We start from the raw sequence: 17610 nt of genomic DNA on the forward strand, positions 1-17610 counted from the left end.
ATTCACCTGAGCGATGATGCGATCGCCTCGATGATCAGCAGTTTTCCACGGTGCTGATAAGTGCAGATGGAAGTTGGAGAAAGCCGTTACACGTTCAACTGCATCCTGCGGTGGTGTAGAGCCTACCCGATTAAACCGCCAAGCTTGAAACCAGCGAGCCGCATCAGGCAGTTGTGGATAGTTATAGTAAGCACCAGGATAACCCCGCACTCGAATCACGGGGAGGGACGCAATCTGTGATCTACGGGCAAATAAATGTACTTTAGCACCTGATTCCAGTGCCACACCTGCCGCATCGAAGGCTGAAGCCGCAGCACCTAAAACTGCTACAGTCTTACCACGCAACTCGCTAAAATCAATTTCATCGGCGGTATGTGCATAAAGTGTCCGTGGTAGAGATGTCAATACAGGCGGTATGTTTGCTCCGCCAGTACCGGCTACACCGTTAGCAAAGATAATCTTTCGTGTAGTTTCCACCTGTGGAACACCATTCACTTCCAAGTAGAGACGGAAGAAACCCGTATCCGGCTCAATTCGTACTAATTTCGTGCGATATCTGACTGGAATCCCTAAGAATTGTCGATACCAACTAAGGTACTCTGCCCACAATATTCTCGGAATCCGATCAATCGCTGCATAAGCTTCAATGCCATGTCGCGCCTCATACCAAGCTTGAAATGACAGTTCAGGAATTCCCAGTTCTGGCCCTGGCAGGTTTTTTGGTGTGCGTAGCTTTTTCATCCGCGCTCGCGTCAGCCACACACCGGCATGGGCTTCATCTTCAGCTTCGTCAATCACTGTAACGCGACCGATGCCAGCACGTCGCAGGGCAAATGCAAAGGTGCTGCCACTACCACTACCACCGACTATCGTGACATTGTGGTCAATGCCTGGATGATCAAAAACCCAGTTTTCGGGATCAGAACCAAGTAAGCGCAACGCTTCCCGCGCAGCAAAATCAGGATCAGTATTGATTGTCATAATGAAATAGTGCTTGAGCAAAATTAATGATTGCAGCTAAAAATGTAGAAAATCTTGAAGATTTTCCCATCTAAAAATTCAGGTGGGCAGATGATTTTATGCTTTGGTCAAAGAACTCTTCTTTCAGTTTTCTTTATGAATAATTTGAAGGAAAAAGTTTTTAGTTTAGTGAAAATTGCCAAATTGAGAAACTTTCTTTTGGACACAGATTGATGACGAACAGATTCTTGTTGTGGTAATTCCCATATATCACGTATTCCCTGTTCTTGTGTATCCAATAATTGTAAATGAGTTAACTGTTGAGACTGTTGCTCAACAAATCCAGGTTCTCCATTTAATAATTCTCTTTCTATTTGATAAAACATGAAGTCACCATAACTAAATTTACGTGGTGAGACCAAAAAACTAAAAATGAAGCATGACTAATTTACCCTCCGTATCTGTGTTAATAAAATGGAATGAGTTTAAAACACTTTTCCCTTATACCTCCTGCTTGGCCTAGCGATGGGTTTTCCCAAACGCCTTTTACTTTCAAGTTTTAATACTCAATGCTGACTTACCCAACGCTGAACAAATGACATCATTTTGGGGTGTATGAATTCGACTACAAAGCACATCCCGATAATGTCTTTCAATTGGATGCTTTTTAGATAAACCAGGATTGCCAATTAGTTGCAAGCCAATTTCTACAGAACGAATCGCATTATTTGTAGCTAAATATTTCACGGTTTGGGCGTGCAAATTGACATCCGGTTTGTGTTCACCTTTGTCAATATCTTCTGCTAGAGTGTAAATTAATCGGTGGTTGGCGTATAGTAAAGCTTCAATTTCACCGACGGCTGTTTGAAAGTGCGGTAAAGTTGCTAAACTTGCACCTAAATTACTAGGCGATCGCTCATTTAAATATTCCACTAACCAGTTTCGCGCGGCTGTCGCTACTCCCTGATACAAGGCACTTAAGAATAAACTGCCAGCTGCTAACATTAGGGGATTAGGGTTTGACCAAGCCTTCAGAGGACGGACATCCAAGGCATACTCAATGGGAATGCAGACATCTTCTAAAATTAGGTCATGACTGCCTGTAGCTCTCATCCCCAAATGATCCCAAGTGTCTTCAATCTTTACCCCTGGAATGTCACGCGGTACTAAAAAACTCCCGACTTGCGGCTCATCATCATCTGTACGCGCCCAAACTACAAAGTAACGCAAAATCGGACTGCCAGTAGTGTATTGTTTATGACCCGTAATCACCCAGCCATCAGCTTTTCTTTGAGCGATTGTCGCAGGTAATCCGCCTCTGGCTGGTGTACCTAATTCTGGTTCTACACGGGCAGCATTAATTAAGGCAATCCCCTGGACAGACTCCCGACATAATTTTTCATACACAGTGGGATTCCAGCGTCGGTGTCTGGCAGCGTTAGCGTGTTGTAAGTAGTGCATTGTCAGCACCAAAGCTGTAGAAGCGTCTCCACTGGCTATTTTTTCAATCACCCGACAGGCTGTAGTGTATCCTACCCCTTGCCCACCAAACTCTACTGGTACAGTGAGACTCAATAATTGTGCTTGGTGGAGTGCAGCAAAGTTTTCAAAGGGAAAAGAGCGATCGCAATCGTGGGTGGCGGCGCGGGTGGCAAAATCCGCCGCCAGAGAATCGACAAGCTCAAACAAATTAGGCAATAACTTGGCTGTTGCGATAGTAGACGCTTCTAAAACAGGTGATTTGACATTTAGCTACTCCTTGGGGGTGTAAGGGGGTAAGGGTTTAGGGGTGTCAGGGTTTAAGGGAGATAGAACTGACGCAGAATTCTTTTCCCTACACCCCATACCCTCAAACCCCTACACCCTTAGTTTTATTGGCATTTGGCGATATCTTTGTTAAAACTATTATCCCAAAGTTGTTTAACATCAACTTTCGAGGGAATTACACCCGCTTGAAAAAAGGTATCAGCAACCTGTTGTTGAGAAGCTATGGCTGCCTCAGAAACCGGAAGTATTTGTTGATGACGCTGTTGTTGACCTTGCTGGGCATCTTGATAAACAATGCCCTCATCAACATTAATGGCGGTTGCATAGGTCTTTGACCATTGCTTGAGGTGAGATTCTCGCCAGTTTTGGGATTTTTGTAAGCGACATAAGAAATCCGCGATCGCACCTTTCTTTTGAGCATCAGCGATCGCGTTCGGTGAGGCAATAATCACAAAGTTACCGCTTAAAATATCTTTTGCCGATTCCAACACCCGCGCCCCTTCTTTTTGGGCTTGGGGGATAGAGTAACCGTAGGTAGCCCAAGCATCCAGTTCACCTTGACGAAAAGCCGAAAGTCCATCGGGTATAGATAGAGGAATTGCATTGATATCCTTCATCGTCAGCCCAACTTTTTCCAACATCTTAATTAAGAAATAGTGGGCAGTTGTGGCTTTAACGTAACCGACTTTCTTACCCTTGAGATCAGCGATGGTTTTGGCTGTTGAGTTCTTGGGTACAAGGACAACTTGACCAACAGTCGGGCCTTTGAGAGTGGCGATGATTTTGACAGATGCTTGCGATTCAATTGCAAAAATCGGCGGAATTTCACTCGCTGAAGCCAAATCAATTGCACCAGCATTAATCGCTTGTACCATCAAATTACCGCCAGTAAACTCGGTAAATTGAGTTTGATAAGGGAAATCATCGAGTCCAGCTAACTTTAAATTTAAATCCCAACCACCTTTATACTTAGCTACACGTAATTGAGTTGTATTCGATGCTGCCACTTCAGATGGACTAGGATTTGCTGCGATCGTTGCTGGACTGGTAGACTTAACCTCTGAGCAAGCCGTTGTTCCTAAAGCCAGTAAACAGCCCAGAGAGAATAAAAAATTCTGTCGCAACCAATTAGTAGACACGTTAATTTTTAGGTATAAAAAGATAAAACTTTCTGAAAAGCTCTCCGCGTAGCTTGGCGTTAAACTACTCCAATAAATCCGGTTCTTCCCGCACAATCCGGTCGTAGAGTGGCTGAAAACTAAACCAACCACCAGAATGGGTTCCCACTTGACCATGAGTTAAATTTGCAGTCTCATGATCAATTGGCAGTGGTTTTCCGGCTGCTTCTGCCAGCAATTGAGCTTGAGCTGATCGCTCAAAGGAAATGTACCAAAAAGCAGCCTCGTCTACTGTCTGACCCACAGTTAAAAAGCCATGATTTCTGAGGATGACAGCCTTTTTATCTCCTAAAGATTCAGCAATTCTCCTACTTCGGAAGTATCTAAAACTACGCCTTTGTAATCATTAAATAAAGCATGGTCTTGATAAAAAGCACAAGCATCTTGGGTTAAAGGGTCAAGCAAGCGACCCAGACTTGACCAAGCTTTGCCATGTAGAGAATGAGCATGAGCAGCTGCAACTATATCAGGTCGCGCCTCATGCACCTGGGAATGAATCGCAAAGGCGGCACGATTTACAGGTGCATCACCCTTGACCACTTCCCCTTCTCTATCGACCAAAAGCAAGTCAGAAACACGGATGTGACCAAAGTATTTACCTAAAGGATTTACCCAAAAATGATCAGTAAATTCAGGGTCACGGGCGGTAATGTGACCCGCTATTCCTTCACTAAAGCCAAAACGACCAAACAGCCGAAAGGCAGCAGCTAGGCGTTGTTTCCGATAAAGGCGTTCTTCTTCCACCCGTTCAAAAACTGGCGGTTGGGGTCTAGTGAAATTTGGCATGATTTTTCCAGTGCTAAACAGTTAATGAGCGTTCCTGAGAGCGATACAGTATTTCTCCACCTAAACTACTATCAAGATTAGGCTGGGCAAAATTTTTGGGTAGCCAGTTCTCTTTTTTCAAAAATGCTGCGATCGCCAATATCTTACAAGCAGAGTATTTCTGTTGACACGAAAAGCGGTGTTCTTTGAAAGAATTGACCACAATTGACTCCTTGATATCAATTTTTAGGAGTTTGGGCAGGTTTATCTGTAACAATAAACATTAACTACGATAAATTGACCGATTTACCGTAGTATATATGAGATTTGCATATATGAGCCTAAAAAACAAGGGGGTATTTGGATTCTGTAGGTAGAAATTGGGACAACAGGAGAGTGACTGTAAGTCAGACCGAAACAATAATATTGATAACCCCTGCATAAAACAGCAGAGCCGAACCTATTGGACATTAACAGCTTGAAAAATCTTACAAAACAAGCTGGTTAACAACTTTGTCAACCAATGAGGTTTGCAAATTTATGAATATCAAAACTATGCTGTCGGCTCGGTTTTTGTTAATGCTGAGTCTTACTGTTCCGACTATGATGTTATCTACAATAGCTGGAGTTAAAGCCCAACAGCGAGAACCCGGCCAAGTCAACGTCCATCAGAAACAGCCCTTTATTCAAGATACTTTCCGCCGCGACACTTTATTAGATTTGCATAAATCACCCGTATTTAGTAACGATGGCGGTACAGGGAAGGAAGCATCCGATAAAGGTAAAGATGCGTCTGATAAAGGTTCTGATAACAAAGAAGCTTGTGATAATCCTTGTGGTGGTTATTTCAATTCTAAAGACCCAGTGATTTTACCAGCAGATAGATTACTTCTGCCTGGAAATGTACAAAACATTCGTTCTAAGTCTTTGTTAAAAGGTAGTAACCCAATTTTTTGAATTAGGGGTATAGGGGTATAGGGGTATAGGGGTGTAAGGGTGTAAGGGAAAATTCTACCCAGTTACCAATGCCCCATGCCCCATGCCCCATGCCCCATACCCCATGCCCCATACCCCATGCCCATCTCATCAATAATTCAAGCATATGGATTTAATCATTGTAGGCGATCGCAGCGATCGCTTTTGTACGGAAGTTCTCGATTTAGTGCAGCAAGCTGGCTATACTGCTGATATTTTCGATGTTTGTGATGCGGCTCGGTTATTTTCGATTGGGATGGAAGATGGGCAGGTTTTTGTCACCCCTGATATCCCAATTTTATTGAGAATTCAACCACCATCTACTATTAGAAACAGTTTCGATGATTCATTTATTTATGGTGAATGTCTCTCAACTTTATGGGCTGCTGCCACACTCAATAAATCACCTGTAATTAATCGTCCCACACCCCATAGTATTTGGGGAAAAACCTCTTATTCTTCTGTTTTAACGGCTGTACGTGCAGGCTATCGAGAAAATGATATGGAAATCTTTTCTTCGCAAATTTTACCGCCGCACACACCCCAAGTTAACAAACAATGGTATGTCCAAGATTTAGTGACCTATAACACTACAGCTTACCCCAATGTTCCCCAAGGAGCAGGGCCTTATCGGGGACGCTGGGCAGATATTGATCCTGGTTATGAAATTGTGGTGGTTTTGGATGATCAAGCTTGGCGTTCTACTAACGTTCCCCTAGAACATTTAGCATTAGAACAACAAAGTATTAACCTAATTAGAAATTTAGATTTAACATTTGCTGCTATTACTTGGAGCGTTTCCGAAAATTTAGAAACTGCAAATATTGCTCGAATTGATTCTTTCCCCTTAATGGAACAAATTCAATTTGTTTGGCCTGTTTTTGCTCCTGCACTTTTGGAGGTTTTATTCCCATGATTTACGCTATTGGTATTGACTCAGACCGCACTTTTCGCCATTTCATCCGTCAAACTCGTCAGCGTGGAATTGAGGTAAAAGCCATAAATCTCCGCGAAGTGATCCTTTCAGGAGACTGGCGGTTAACGCTTCCTGATGATGGTATGAGTTGGGTGAGTGTAGGTGATCAAAAATTGCCTCTAGACCCCAATGGTGCTTATTACTGCCGAATTATCGACCTTTCTACTGTGCAGTCAGATATGGCGATGGCGATGCGTTGGCGGAGTTTATTGGCTGCGCTTTGTGTGTGGCTAGAACATATTCCTGGTGTTGTTATTAACCGTCCTGGTGGTCGTACTGATAATTCTTCTAAACCATTGCATGAATATTCTTTGCAGTCTTGGGGTTTTAATGTTCCTCCTAGTCTGACTAGTTCTGATCCCGAACTGTTAGCAGCTTTTGCGAGTTTGGGTAAAACTATCGTAAAACCTGCGTCGGGTATTCGTGCTGATAGTCGCCTAGTGACACCAGAAGAGTTTTTTGATTTTCATCCATCCCAAGGGCCTGTACATTTACAAAGATATGTTGCTGGTGCAGATGTCCGCGCTCATGTCGTTGGGGATCAGGTTCACGCAGAAATTATTAATTGTCCTCAAGTTGATTATCGCCGTTCTTATCAAGAGGCAGAATATTCTCCTTGGCAATTACCTGAGTATTTGACTCAACAAATTATTCAAGCTACGGCGGCTTTTGGTTTACAGTTTGCTGGTTGGGATTTTAAGGTGACAGAGGATGAGCAATACTGGTGTTTAGAAGCTAATCCTATGCCGGGGTATGATGGCTATGATATTAGAGCCGATGGTAAAATTACTGAATCACTTTTAGCATTACTGACTCAAAAAAATACTGTTAAGCAATTCCCAAATGACGCACTGATTACAGATGAAATATTAACAGAGATTCAATGTAGTGAAGTTTATGAGACTATTCAAAGTTTAAAAGTACATTGGGTTACTAGAGGACAAGAACCCGCTAGCTTTTTCACCTTGGGAACAGCATCTTATTTAGATTTTCTCAATTTACCTGAGTTTGCAGGTGATTATTACACTAGAGCTACACAATATAATACCCTGCTACAAAAACATTTTAGTTGGCTTTATGAATTAGTTAAACAATCTCTAGAAACACAACTACAAGCACCAGTTAATTATCATCCTGATTTTGCTCTCCCAGGATTTCATATTTGGGAAACACCGGCGATTTTTACTAAATCAACAGCATCTGTACATTTTGATTTACAATATCAAAATCTTAATTGGCAAGATAAAGAAAACATAGATTTTCAACGCACAATTTCTTTTACTTTACCTATTAAACTACCGCATTTGGGTGGAGGTTTGAATGTTTGGGATTTAACTTATGACGAATATATTGATGGTCGTGACCCGAATTATTTAGGTGATGTTGAAGTGATGAAACGCTTTAGAAATAAAACTGTTCATCCTTACAATATAGGTAAGATTGTAATACATGGTGGACATTCACTGCATCAAATTGCTGCGATCGCTCAAGTTTATCCTGGTGATGAGCGCATTACTCTACAAGGTCACGGAGTATTTCACAATGGACAATGGCTACTCTATTGGTAATCAGTTAGGGACTTCCAATTTAAAAAATACTTAAGTAGGCAGGCATAATTAAGGGTAATTTATTCTTTGGAAGTCCATTAATAATAGACATTTACCTGTTATTGCTCTTGATGGGAAATCTGGATAGGAATCTCAATGTGAAATTCTGTTCCCTCTCCTAATTCAGAAATACAACTTAGCTTACCTTGATGTTTTTCGATCACAATTTGATAACTAATTGATAAACCTAACCCAGTTCCTTGACCGACTGGTTTAGTAGTAAAAAATGGATCAAAAATGTGTTCTAGCACATCTGGTTTCATGCCAATTCCATTATCTTTGATGCTAACTAAAACTTTCTTGCCATCTACAACTGAAGTTTTAATGTGAATAGTTGGCATCTTATTTGTAGATTTTCCTGCTTCTAGATTCTCCTTTAAAGCATAAATTGCATTATTGAGAATATTCATGAAAACCTGATTTAACTGATTAGCATAACAGCTAACTTTCGGTAGTTGCCCGTATTCTTTGACTATCTGGATATCGGGTAATGGATTCGGTAACTTCATCTGATGATTCAGAATCATCAGTGTATTATCTATACCTTCATGAATATTTACAGATTTCATGTTGGCTTCATCTAGTCGTGAAAAGTTACGTAGCCCTAGCACAATCTCTGTAATTCTCTCACTACCAGATTTCATCGATGCGATTAAGTGCGGTAAATCTTCACGCAAATAATCTAAATCGATGGCTTTCATTTTGGCGGCTACGGTGGGATTTACTTGGGGATATTGTTCTTGATAAACTGCCACTAAGTCTAGTAAATCATCAATGTATTGATTGGCATATTCGAGATTGCCAGCAATGAAACTGATGGGATTATTAATTTCATGGGCTACACCTGCTACCATTTGTCCTAAACTGGACATTTTTTCACTGTGGACTAGTTGAGCTTGTGTGTTTTGTAATTCGACTAGGGTTTTTCTTAATTCAGATGTTCTTTCTGCAACTTTGGCTTCTAATTCACTATTCGCCCTTTGTAAAGCGGTTGCAGCTCTGTATGTTTCTGTGGCAATACTAGCAATATGAGTAGCTGTTTTGAGAATTTCTAAATGATGTGGTGTAGGATGACAGGGGAATTTATGAGATATGGCAAATGTTCCCAAAACTTCACCTGTTTGTGAAGTAAAAGGTGATGACCAACAAGCTTTAATATTATAGCTTAAGGCAAAATCTCGGAAATCTTTCCATAAAGGATCATTGGCAATATCATTAGCAAAGACTGCATCTCCTCTGTAAGCCGCAGTCCCACAAGAACCACAAAATTCACCAATCATTAAACCATCAACGCCCTGAGCAAATTCTGCTGGTAAGGTGGGTGCTGCACCTCCCCTGAGTCGCTTTTTGTCTTCATCTACAACTAAAATTGAGCAATAAGCACCAGGTAATTCTTGTTCTAGCAAAATGCAGAGGTTATTGAAAATTTCGTAGAGATTAACGCCAAACGCCACTTGTTCTAAAACTTGGCTTTGGGTTTGTACTAAAGCTTCTGAACGTTTGCGTTGAATTGCTGTTGCTAAAACATGGGTAATAGATTGTAGAAAATGCACATCATCAGCAGTAAAATCTCTGGCTTCTGTTGCATATACTTCTAAAAAACCTAAAGGTTTACTCTCACCTGGAATTAACACACTCAAACCAGTCACACTATCGGGAGGAGAGGGAATAGCAAATTCATTTAGCTGATGATTAGATGTGTTTAAATTAATAATTGGTTGAGTATTTTCTAAAAGTTGATTTACTTGTTGATGAGTTTTTATGTCTATGTCTTGAGGGTCGCTTTCTGAGAAATTTTCCCCCACACTAGCAACTTTGCGTAAAGAATTACTATCTGAAAGAACTTGCCAAACTCTAGTGTATTTGATTTGGAGTATTTGAGATACTAGAGTAACTGTATCTTGGAATAAATTAGATAATTCTGTGCCAGAGAGGGCTTTTTGTCCTAGTGCATTAACTGCTGCTTGATAGCTGAAATTGAACGTATACTGCTCAGATACGTTTTCCTGCTCCCGGCTGGGATTGATTGCTGGCTTTGATTTTAAATTTAAATTCATTGATCAAAATTTGTGTAACTACTAATCTTAATAGTTCCCAAAATTTTCCTGAAGTGCAATGCGATTATCAAAAATTCAAACTTAAGACAATTTTTATAAAATCAAGATAAAGGACATACTGGTATATTTTTAAACAAAATTTAATGTTTATTCAGTGGAGAAAACTGTATTTTAATGGCGTTTTGATCATCAGAAATGCTCATCATTTAGATGATTTTAAGCCAGAATAAATAGGCTGCTGTACTTTTAATTTGCACATTAAGATTCGCAGGAGTGTGCAAGGGAGAATTGACAGCTTTTGTTTGGAGAAACTACCCAAAAGCTGGTAGCGTCTAACAAAGAACAATATTGTTGTGGATGTGACAGCTTGAAAACTCGCTCTAATTACTGGCAACTGCTACCTTATATTAGACCCCAGTGGCAGAATATTATTAAGGGATTAGTCGGCATTGTAGGATATGTGCTGGCGACTTTGACGTTAATTAATTTTGCAGGCAAGTTAGCCGATCCTTTTGGTCAAGGTAATGTGATAGCGATCGCTCAATTAGCAGCCATACTAGGTTTAGTGTTCTTAGTTAGGGGTGTTTTTCAATCTGTGCAAGACATTTATATGTCAAAAGCCGCGTTAAGAGTGGCTTTTCATCTCCGCAAGCAGATATACGCCCATTTACAAACATTAGATTTAAGTTACTTTGAAACTGCCAAAGCTGGTGATTTATCTTACCGCCTCACCGAAGATATTGACCGCATCGGGGAAGTTGTTAATAAACTGTTTCACGATTTTTTACCCTGTGTGTTGCAGTTGATTGCCATCCCCATCTATATGATTTACTTGAATTGGCAACTCACCTTAGCCACAGTTATCATTGCCCCATTGATGGGGATTTTAATTGGTTGGTTTGGGGAAAGGTTACGTAAATATTCCCTGAAAAGCCAAAATCGTGTCTCCGATTTATCAGCCATTTTGACAGAGGTTTTCAGTGGAATTCGCCTAGTGAGGGCGTTTGCGGCGGAGAAATATGAAATTACTAGATTTAGTCGGGAAGCAGAACGCAGTTTTCAAGCTAAATACTCAGCCGAACGTTTAAAGGCTGTGCAGATACCGATTATCGGGTTTTTAGAAGCCTTGAGTGCCTTATCCTTAATTTTGGTGGGAACATGGCAAATTCAACAACGGAATTTAACAGTAGCGGAGTTTTTTAGTTATCTAGCCGCAGCCGGGTTATTAATTGATCCCATCGGTCATGTTACCAACAACTACAACGAATTTAAGCAAGGTGAAGCTTCTGTAGACCGAATTTTTGAATTGATGGCGATACAGCCAACGGTGACAGAAAAACCCAAGGCGATAAATTTACCGCCAGTCCAAGGGAAAGTGGAATACCGCCAGATTACTTTTGCCTATAAACCAGGAGAACCCGTTTTAAAAGATATTAGTTTATTGGCGATGCCAGGGGAAGCGATCGCCCTTGTGGGTGCGTCTGGTGCAGGTAAAACCACCTTCGTTAATCTCCTCCCCCGTTTTTATGACCCCACAACAGGGGAAATTCTGATTGATGGTATAGACATTCGAGATGTTTCTTTAGAGAGTTTACGCCGACAAATTGGCATAGTTCCTCAAGAAACCATCATGTTTTCGGGGACTGTAGCCCAAAATATCGCCTTTGGGCAAGATATTTATGATTTAGATGCGGTAAAAGCCGCAGCGAAAATTGCTAACGCCCATCAATTTATTACCCAACTACCAGAAGGTTATGAAACCTGGGTAGGTGAGAGGGGCGTTAATTTATCTGGTGGACAAAGACAAAGAATTGCGATCGCCCGTGCTGTATTATTGAATCCACAAATCTTGATTTTAGATGAAGCGACATCTGCTTTAGATTCCGAGTCTGAAGCTTTAGTACAAGAAGCCTTAGAAAGACTCATGCAGCAGCGTACAGTATTTATTATTGCTCACCGTTTAAGTACAGTGAGAAAATGCGATCGCATCTTAGTTTTAGAACGTGGGCAAATCGTAGAATCAGGCACACACGAAGAACTATTAGCCCTTGAGCGTCGTTATGCTAAGTTTTATACACAGCAGTTTAGTCAGTAGGGACTGGGGATTGGGGACTGGGGACTGGGGACTGGGGACACTTCGACAAGCTCAGTGCTTCGCTGGGGACTGGGAGATTAGGGAGACAAGGAAGACAAGGAAGACAAGGGAGATTTTACTTCAATGCCCAATGCCCAATGCCCAATGCCCAATGCCCAATTCCCAATGCCCAATGCCCAATGCCCAATGCCCAATGCCCAATTCCCTAAACAATCTTATTAACAATTGTCCACACTTCCCCATCTGAACGGACGTGAGGAACGGAGATGGTTTTAAAGCCGGTGATGAAGGGTTTGTAATAGATTTGCCAATATAGGGGACTGAGTTGATCGGCGCAGGCTTTTAACTGGCGGATTTCTGTGGCTAGTTCTCCGGCTATTTGATTGATTCTTTCAGCATGGGCTTTGGCGATTTCTTTGGCTTCTTCTAACTGTTGCTTTTGGCTAATCTGTTGTAATTTCCTGGGTAAATGGGTGAGTTCAGTTTGTTTTTGTTGTAGTTGGGTGTTTAAAGCGGCGATCGCATCGTCTATTCCCTTGAGTTCGGCAAATAATTGGGCATTTTCCCTAGCTTGGCGACGATAAGCTTCTACAATTGCCCAAGGAGAGTCATTTTCAGGCACAATGACATTATTACTCTGAGTGAGCGCGGTACGTTCTTGCTCAAGCACCAGAATTTGAGACTTGAGTGCTGTAATCTCCGCCTGCATTTGCTCCAAAGACAAGCCAGGATTAAGTTTTTTCATTTTGAATTTTGTAGGCGTAAGCCTTCTCGTAGAGTATTTGAATTTTGAATTTAAATCGCGCCTTGGGTGTCGAGGGAAAGCGATCGCACTACGGCTTTAATTCCTTCTGCTTTCCAGGCTGAAGCCATTGCAGTTTCTACAGCTTGGGCATTGTTGACATTGGTTAAAGCTAACAGTGTCGGCCCTGCTCCACTAATTACCATACCGTAAGCACCGGCTGCGATCGCTGCCGCATTCACAGCAGCGTAGCCAGGAATTAAAGCTTGACGATAAGGCTGATGTAATTTATCTTGTAAGGCTGCTGTTAACCATTCTCCCTTACCAGTTGCCAAGGCGCGTAATAATAAGCCTAAATGAGCCGTATTAAAAATTGCATCTGCACGACTAAATTCCGTTGGTAAAACTCGCCGTGCTTCTGAGGTGGACAATTCAAAATCAGGAATTGCGACCACAGGCACAATACTATTATCCCAAGGGACATCACAAATTGCCCAACCAGTTTGAGAAGTAGCGGCTAGACGACATCCCCCCAACAAAGCTGGAACTACATTATCAGGATGTCCTTCCATTGCGATCGCTAATTCCATCACCTGCGACTCAGATAAAGGCGCACCCGCTAATTGATTAGCAGCAACCAAACCACCCACAATTGCTGTTGCAGAACTTCCCAAACCTCTAGCTAGGGGTACACCCAATTCAATCTCAATTTTTACAGGTGGTGGTGTTTGCTCTATATGTTGATATAACTTGACAAATGCTTGATAGATTAAATTACTTTTATCAGTTTGTACCCGTTCAGCTTCCTCACCTGTGACATCAATGATTAACTCACCTTCATCCAGGCGGGTGAACTGAAACTTATTATATATAGTCAAAGCTGCGCCGATACAGTCAAAACCAGGCCCCAAGTTAGCAGTTGTCCCTGGGACTCTCACCGTGACAGAAGAAACAACAGACATCTAAAACATACTCATCTAACCCAATCAATCAGCATCCCATGTAATGGTGCAAAAATAAAGGCTTCATCGGGAATTGGGCATGGGGCATGGGGCATTGGGCATTGGGCATTGGGAATTGGGCATTGGGCATTAAAGTAAAATCTACCTTGTCTACCTTGTCTCCTAGTCCCCAGTCCCCAGTCCCCAATCCCCCGCTCCCTAACGAACTGGTGCTAAAGGACAAATTTGTAGTCCTACAGGGGTATTTAATACTGCGACTTCTACACCTAAAACTTCAGCTAAATTTTCTGGTGTGAGAACATTTTCTGGTTCTCCTAATGCAAAAATATTACCTTGATAGAGTAGGGCAATGCGAGAACTATATCTAGCAGCCAAATTGATTTCGTGCAGGACAGTTAAAATAGTTATTCCTGATATTTGGTTCAATTTTTTTAATAACTCTAATAATTCCAATTGATAACGAATGTCTAAATAAGTAGTAGGTTCATCTAATAATAATATTTGTGGATTTTGTGCTAAAGCTAGGGCTAAAAATGCCCTTTGCCTTTCTCCTCCAGAAAGTTGTTCTACTAGACGTTCTTGATAATCTACCATCTGAGTTAAATGCAAGGCTTCTGAGACTTTTTCCCTATCTTCTGTATTCAAATCCCATTGCCACCAAGGCTGATGGGGTGTACGTCCTAAAGATACCAATTGACGAACTGTTAAACCTGGAGGGATTGCTTGTTGTTGAGGTAATAAAGCTAATTTTTGAGCGACAACTGCGGCGGGTTGAGTATGAATTGCCTTACCATCTAATAAAACAATTCCTGTTTGTGGAGTTAATAGACGACTCATGAGTTTAAGTAGGGTAGATTTCCCAGAACCATTAGCACCTACTAAACTCAACCATTCACCTTTTTCAATTGCCAAAGATACATTTCTAACTACAGTTTTAGCTGTATATCCACCAGTTAAGTTTTGAGTTTCTAAAGGCATAGTCAATAGTCAATAGTCATTAGTCAATAGTTATTAGTCATTAGTCACAACTCACTACTCAGCACTCATTACTCATTACTCATTACTCATTACTTCTACCTTGTCTCCCTTGTCTTTCTTCCCATGCCCTAGATGCCATTTTGACGACGATATAGCAACCAAATAAATACGGGTGAACCTAATAAAGCTGTGACTGAACCTACAGGAAGTTCTACTGCACCCAGGCGGGATAGTAAATCTGCGATAGTCATAACTAATGCGCCGCCTAATGCGCTAAGTGGTAATAAAGCACGGTAATCTGTGCCTACTAGTAAACGGATACCATGCGGGACAATTAAACCAACAAAACCAATTAAGCCACCAATACTGACTGCACCTGCTGCTAGTAGTGTAGCAACTCCACCGATGAAAATGCGCGATCGCGTCAGTGACACTCCCAAGCTGACGGCTAATTCATCCCCCAAGCTTAATAAATTCAGCGATCGCGCTAACAAACATCCCAATATCAATGCCACACTAATATAAGCACCGGCTGTAGTCACTTCTGACCATCCTCGACCATTTAAACTGCCAATTAACCAGTTTAAAGCTGCTTGTATTCTGCCGTCTTCTGTTAATAGGAGTAACACAGACTGAATCGCCCCAAACATGGAACTAACTGCTACACCGCCTAAAATCAACCGTTCAACGGAAACACCATCCCCAGTTCTGGATAAAAAATATACAAGCATTGTGGTGAGGACTCCCCCAACCCAAGCTGCTAAAGGAATCCAAGCTACGAATACGCCTAGACTAAACATGGCGATCGCTACTAAACCCGCACCCGCAGAAATACCGAGTAAAAACGGGTCGGCGAGTCCATTACGTAACATTCCCTGAAGTAGTGAACCAGCCATTCCTAAAGCTGCACCTACTAAAATCGCCGCTACAGTTCTCGGTAAACGCAAATCCCAAAGAATAGTCTGATAAATTTGGTCTCCCCGTCGCCAAATAGCTTGCCACAATTGTTCAGGAGTCATGGCGACAGCACCAAAAGATAGGGAAAAGCCTATTGCCAAAATTAGAACCGCCACTAAAAACACAGTTGCTAACAATACCCGTGCTTCGTTTTTAGAAGCAGCATTAACACTCTTTCCCATAGGATGTTTTGTATTTTGAATTTTGTCGGCTTGTCTGAGAGTAGAGTATTTTGAGTTAACCACAGGGGTTGACTCTACCCCTACGGCAGAGTGTGTACTGTAGAGAGTTGAACATATTCTAGTAATAAACCATGAAATTAGGGGCTGTTAATCACATTGCTTTAACAGTATCGGATATGAACCGTTCCGAGGTTTTTTACAATGCACTGTTAGGATTTTTGGGTTATCAACAAGAAGAAAAAACAGATCAGTTAATACTTTGGGCTAGTAACAACGGCGTGATTACAATTTCTCCCGCCAACCCTGAATCATCAAATAAAAATCATGACCGCTATTCTGTAGGATTACATCATTTGGCTTTTAGTGCAGATAATCGGGAACAAGTTAATTCACTACATCAATTCCTAGTGGAACGTGGAGTAAAAATCCTCGACCCTCCTGCTGAGTATAGTTATTTACCAGGATACTATGCTGTTTACTTCCTAGATCCTGACGGGATCAAGCTGGAGTTAACACACACTCCAAATTGGCCACCTGAGTCCTCATGAACAAATGCTGAAAATAGGCGACTTTTCAAAATTAAGCCAAGTGAGTATCAAAGCATTACGTCTCTACGATCAAATGGGACTGCTGAAACCACTACAAGTAGACGACTTTACAGGCTATCGCTACTACTCGGCTGAACAACTACCCCGATTGAATCGCATTTTAGCATTCAAAGATTTGGGTTTTTCCTTAGAGCAAATTGCCCAGTTACTAGATGAGAATTTGCCACCTTCCCAAATTCGGGGGATGCTGCGACTCAAGCAGGCGGAAATTCAGCAGTTAGTGGAAGCAGAACAAGCAAGACTCACACGAGTAGAAGCAAGACTCAAGCAAATTGAACAGGAGAATAGTATGCCTAACTATGAGGTTGTAATTAAAAAAGCTGAACCAGTGCAGGTTGTATCTATCCGCGAAATTCTGCCAAATTACGCCGATATTAGTAGATTATACGATGAATTACACGAATATCTGCAACAACAGCAAGCCCACTCAGGTAATTATTATGCGGGGATTTGGCATGACCCAGGCTATAAAGATGCTGATGTGGATGGAGAAGCGGTGATTTCTATTTCTGGATTAGTTAAAGGTAATGAGAGAATCAAGGTGTATGAGTTACCGGTACTAGAAGCGATCGCCTGTTTAATTCATCATGGTAGTTATGCCACCATTAGTCAAGCCTACGCTACTTTGGTGTCTTGGATTGAAGCCAATGGCTACAAGATTACTGGGGCGAACCGTGAAGTATATATTGTTGGTGGTGGTGAACAGAATGATGATTCTTATGTAACGGAAGTGCAATTTCCGGTAATTCAAGCCTGATATTCTACACACATATCAGGTGATATTTCTACCAGACCTCTTGC

At 41.6% G+C, this 17610-nt stretch carries 18 protein-coding genes and 1 pseudogene; 7 read left to right on the forward strand and 12 right to left on the reverse strand.

The genetic code is table 11. The features are described 5' to 3' along the window. From CV014_RS10240 to CV014_RS10265, 6 genes and pseudogenes are all read right to left on the reverse strand, one after another. Positions 1-981: NAD(P)-binding domain-containing protein (locus tag CV014_RS10240; RefSeq protein ID WP_236141929.1), on the reverse strand; the 981-nt coding region annotated here is incomplete at its 3' end. A gap of 107 nt (positions 982-1088) precedes the next feature. Continuing rightward, the gene (locus tag CV014_RS10245) at positions 1089-1346 is read right to left on the reverse strand and encodes a hypothetical protein (RefSeq protein WP_236141930.1); all 258 of its coding nucleotides are present in this window, start codon (positions 1344-1346) and stop codon (positions 1089-1091) included. Positions 1347-1512: 166 nt separating this feature from the next. Further along, positions 1513-2658, reverse strand: coding sequence for an acyl-CoA dehydrogenase family protein (locus tag CV014_RS10250; RefSeq protein WP_329608366.1), 1146 nt, complete (start codon positions 2656-2658; stop codon positions 1513-1515). 173 nt (positions 2659-2831) lie between these two features. Continuing rightward, positions 2832-3866: an ABC transporter substrate-binding protein gene (locus CV014_RS10255; RefSeq protein ID WP_236141931.1), complete on the reverse strand. Its 1035-nt coding sequence runs from the start codon at positions 3864-3866 to the stop codon at positions 2832-2834. A gap of 64 nt (positions 3867-3930) precedes the next feature. Beyond that, positions 3931-4691, reverse strand: a pseudogene (locus tag CV014_RS10260) (class II aldolase/adducin family protein). Positions 4692-4704: 13 nt separating this feature from the next. Next, positions 4705-4893 (reverse strand): hypothetical protein, encoded by a 189-nt coding sequence (locus CV014_RS10265; RefSeq protein WP_236141932.1) that lies wholly within the window; start codon positions 4891-4893, stop codon positions 4705-4707. 317 nt (positions 4894-5210) lie between these two features. On the opposite strand from CV014_RS10265, the gene CV014_RS10270 reads away from it, so the two are divergent. The 3 genes from CV014_RS10270 (at position 5211) to CV014_RS10280 (ending at position 8189) form a co-directional block, all read left to right on the forward strand. Next, the gene (locus CV014_RS10270; RefSeq protein ID WP_236141933.1) at positions 5211-5627 is read left to right on the forward strand and encodes a hypothetical protein; all 417 of its coding nucleotides are present in this window, start codon (positions 5211-5213) and stop codon (positions 5625-5627) included. Positions 5628-5772: 145 nt separating this feature from the next. After that, positions 5773-6561: a hypothetical protein gene (locus CV014_RS10275; RefSeq protein WP_236141934.1), complete on the forward strand. Its 789-nt coding sequence runs from the start codon at positions 5773-5775 to the stop codon at positions 6559-6561. Further along, the gene (locus tag CV014_RS10280) at positions 6558-8189 is read left to right on the forward strand and encodes an ATP-grasp domain-containing protein (protein ID WP_236141935.1); all 1632 of its coding nucleotides are present in this window, start codon (positions 6558-6560) and stop codon (positions 8187-8189) included. The genes CV014_RS10275 and CV014_RS10280 overlap by 4 nt, the downstream gene beginning before the upstream one ends. Positions 8190-8287: 98 nt before the next feature. Here the strand turns inward: CV014_RS10280 and CV014_RS10285 are convergent, their stop codons facing one another. After that, on the reverse strand, positions 8288-10285 hold the full coding sequence (locus CV014_RS10285) for a GAF domain-containing sensor histidine kinase (protein WP_236141936.1): 1998 nt from the start codon (positions 10283-10285) through the stop codon (positions 8288-8290). Between the two features lie 367 nt (positions 10286-10652). Here CV014_RS10285 and CV014_RS10290 point away from each other — a divergent pair, with 367 nt between their 5' ends. Together CV014_RS10290 and CV014_RS10295 are read left to right on the forward strand one after the other, a co-directional pair. Further along, complete coding sequence (locus CV014_RS10290; protein WP_236141993.1) at positions 10653-12380, forward strand: ABC transporter ATP-binding protein; 1728 nt, start codon at positions 10653-10655, stop codon at positions 12378-12380. Beyond that, positions 12346-12627 carry a hypothetical protein gene (locus CV014_RS10295; RefSeq protein ID WP_236141937.1) on the forward strand — a complete coding sequence of 94 codons (282 nt, stop codon included), beginning with the start codon at positions 12346-12348 and terminating at the stop codon, positions 12625-12627. Before CV014_RS10290 ends, CV014_RS10295 begins: the two co-directional genes overlap by 35 nt. On the opposite strand, the gene CV014_RS10300 is transcribed toward CV014_RS10295, so the two are convergent. The 5 genes from CV014_RS10300 to CV014_RS10320 form a co-directional block, all read right to left on the reverse strand. Continuing rightward, a complete protein-coding gene (locus tag CV014_RS10300; protein WP_236141938.1) occupies positions 12586-13125 on the reverse strand; it encodes a hypothetical protein in 540 nt (179 codons plus the stop codon). The genes CV014_RS10295 and CV014_RS10300 overlap by 42 nt on opposite strands. A gap of 50 nt (positions 13126-13175) precedes the next feature. After that, positions 13176-14084, reverse strand: coding sequence for a homoserine kinase (gene thrB, locus CV014_RS10305; RefSeq protein ID WP_236141939.1), 909 nt, complete (start codon positions 14082-14084; stop codon positions 13176-13178). A gap of 28 nt (positions 14085-14112) precedes the next feature. Beyond that, the gene (locus CV014_RS10310) at positions 14113-14271 is read right to left on the reverse strand and encodes a histidine kinase (protein WP_236141940.1); all 159 of its coding nucleotides are present in this window, start codon (positions 14269-14271) and stop codon (positions 14113-14115) included. An 11-nt stretch (positions 14272-14282) separates the two neighbouring features. After that, entirely contained in the window at positions 14283-15062 is a 780-nt protein-coding gene (locus CV014_RS10315; protein ID WP_236141941.1) for an ABC transporter ATP-binding protein, read from the reverse strand. A 128-nt stretch (positions 15063-15190) separates the two neighbouring features. Beyond that, complete coding sequence (locus tag CV014_RS10320; RefSeq protein WP_236141994.1) at positions 15191-16201, reverse strand: FecCD family ABC transporter permease; 1011 nt, start codon at positions 16199-16201, stop codon at positions 15191-15193. 131 nt (positions 16202-16332) lie between these two features. On the opposite strand from CV014_RS10320, the gene CV014_RS10325 reads away from it, so the two are divergent. Continuing rightward, complete coding sequence (locus CV014_RS10325) at positions 16333-16749, forward strand: VOC family protein (protein ID WP_236141942.1); 417 nt, start codon at positions 16333-16335, stop codon at positions 16747-16749. 4 nt (positions 16750-16753) lie between these two features. Next, positions 16754-17566: a MerR family transcriptional regulator gene (locus CV014_RS10330; RefSeq protein WP_268964619.1), complete on the forward strand. Its 813-nt coding sequence runs from the start codon at positions 16754-16756 to the stop codon at positions 17564-17566. The last annotated feature ends 44 nt before the right edge of the window (positions 17567-17610 follow it).

It is taken from the genome of Nostoc sp. CMAA1605 (genome assembly GCF_021596505.1).
In the GTDB taxonomy this organism is placed as follows: Bacteria; Cyanobacteriota; Cyanobacteriia; order Cyanobacteriales; family Nostocaceae; genus Trichormus.

Coding starts and splice junctions, on each gene's coding strand:
- CV014_RS10245 (WP_236141930.1), bottom strand. CDS start 1,346: ATGTTTTATCAAATAGAAAGAGAATTATTAAATGGAGAACCTGGATTT.
- CV014_RS10270 (WP_236141933.1), top strand. CDS start 5,211: ATGAATATCAAAACTATGCTGTCGGCTCGGTTTTTGTTAATGCTGAGT.
- CV014_RS10275 (WP_236141934.1), top strand. CDS start 5,773: ATGGATTTAATCATTGTAGGCGATCGCAGCGATCGCTTTTGTACGGAA.
- CV014_RS10280 (WP_236141935.1), top strand. CDS start 6,558: ATGATTTACGCTATTGGTATTGACTCAGACCGCACTTTTCGCCATTTC.
- CV014_RS10285 (WP_236141936.1), bottom strand. CDS start 10,285: ATGAATTTAAATTTAAAATCAAAGCCAGCAATCAATCCCAGCCGGGAG.
- CV014_RS10295 (WP_236141937.1), top strand. CDS start 12,346: ATGCTAAGTTTTATACACAGCAGTTTAGTCAGTAGGGACTGGGGATTG.
- CV014_RS10300 (WP_236141938.1), bottom strand. CDS start 13,125: ATGAAAAAACTTAATCCTGGCTTGTCTTTGGAGCAAATGCAGGCGGAG.
- thrB (WP_236141939.1), bottom strand. CDS start 14,084: ATGTCTGTTGTTTCTTCTGTCACGGTGAGAGTCCCAGGGACAACTGCT.
- CV014_RS10315 (WP_236141941.1), bottom strand. CDS start 15,062: ATGCCTTTAGAAACTCAAAACTTAACTGGTGGATATACAGCTAAAACT.
- CV014_RS10320 (WP_236141994.1), bottom strand. CDS start 16,201: ATGGGAAAGAGTGTTAATGCTGCTTCTAAAAACGAAGCACGGGTATTG.
- CV014_RS10325 (WP_236141942.1), top strand. CDS start 16,333: ATGAAATTAGGGGCTGTTAATCACATTGCTTTAACAGTATCGGATATG.
- CV014_RS10330 (WP_268964619.1), top strand. CDS start 16,754: ATGCTGAAAATAGGCGACTTTTCAAAATTAAGCCAAGTGAGTATCAAA.